Origin of the sequence: Streptomyces sp. SID5464 (genome assembly GCF_009862985.1) — a bacterium.
GTDB classification, from domain to species: domain Bacteria; phylum Actinomycetota; class Actinomycetes; order Streptomycetales; family Streptomycetaceae; genus Streptomyces; species Streptomyces chartreusis_D.
The window spans coordinates 181,921-182,708 of sequence record NZ_WWIQ01000008.1; the positions used below are offsets into that span (position 1 = coordinate 181,921).

Here is a 788-nt window from a genome sequence, read left to right on the forward strand (position 1 = left end):
GTCAACTTCATCACCACGATCATCTGCATGCGCGCCCCGGGCATGACGATGTTCCGCATGCCGATCTTCACCTGGAACGTGCTGCTGACCGGTGTGCTGGTCCTGCTCGCCTTCCCGGTCCTGGCCGCGGCCCTGTTCGCCCTGGAGGCGGACCGCAAGTTCGGTGCCCACGTCTTCGACTCCGCCAACGGCGGCGCGTTGCTGTGGCAACACCTCTTCTGGTTCTTCGGCCATCCAGAGGTGTACATCATCGCGCTACCGTTCTTCGGCATCATCTCCGAGGTCATTCCGGTCTTCTCCCGCAAGCCGATGTTCGGTTACACGGGTCTGATCGGCGCGACCATCGCGATCGCGGGTCTGTCCGTGACGGTGTGGGCGCACCACATGTACGTCACCGGCGGTGTGCTGCTGCCGTTCTTCTCCTTCATGACCTTCCTGATCGCGGTCCCGACCGGTGTGAAGTTCTTCAACTGGATCGGCACCATGTGGAAGGGCTCGCTCTCCTTCGAGACACCGATGCTGTGGGCCACCGGCTTCCTCATCACCTTCACCTTCGGTGGTCACGGGCGTGCTGCTGGCCTCGCCGCCGATGGACTTCCACGTCTCCGACTCGTACTTCGTGGTGGCCCACTTCCACTACGTCGTCTTCGGCACCGTGGTCTTCGCGATGTTCTCCGGCTTCCACTTCTGGTGGCCGAAGTTCACCGGCAAGATGCTCGACGAGCGCCTCGGCAAGATCACCTTCTGGACGCTGTTCATCGGCTTCCACGGCACGTTCCTCGTCCAGC

The 788-nt window shown here is 62.4% G+C and carries 1 pseudogene; it reads left to right on the forward strand.

Features of this window, described 5'->3' with window-relative positions:
* A pseudogene (locus GTY47_RS41815) lies at positions 1-788 on the forward strand (cbb3-type cytochrome c oxidase subunit I); the annotation flags it as partial.